The 477-nt window shown below is 46.1% G+C and carries 1 protein-coding gene; it reads left to right on the forward strand.

The genetic code is table 11. The features are described 5' to 3' along the window. Positions 1–77: 77 nt before the first annotated feature. Positions 78–477, forward strand: a 400-nt coding sequence (locus ACTHUR_RS19705) for a C39 family peptidase (RefSeq protein ID WP_440400487.1), incomplete at its 3' end; no start/stop codon positions are given.

Genomic DNA, 477 nt, shown 5'->3' on the forward strand with positions numbered 1-477 from the left:
GTACGATGATATTAAAACGTATTTGTCTGTCAGTGCCGATTGCCGTTTCTTTATCCGGTCTTCTGAATGCTGCACCTATGTTTAACGATAATCCTGTTGTTTACGGAAAAATCAAAGTGCAAAGTTGGAAAGAGAGGCGCGATTTCAATATTGTAAAACAGGATTTGGATTTTTCCTGCGGGGCGGCTTCGGTGGCGACGCTTTTGAACAATTTTTACGGGCAAAAGCTGACGGAGGAAGAAGTGTTGAAAAAACTGGATAAGGAGCAAATGCGCGCGTCGTTTGAGGATATGCAGCGCATCATGCCCGATTTGGGTTTTGAGGCGAAAGGCTATGCCCTGTCTTTCGAGCAGCTCGCGAAGTTGAAAATCCCCGTCATCGTGTATTTGAAATACCGCAAGGACGATCATTTTTCGGTATTGCGCGGTATAGACGGCAATACGGTTTTGCTTGCCGACCCGTCGCTGGGTCATGTTT

This window comes from Neisseria sp. P0021.S007, from assembly GCF_051956855.1.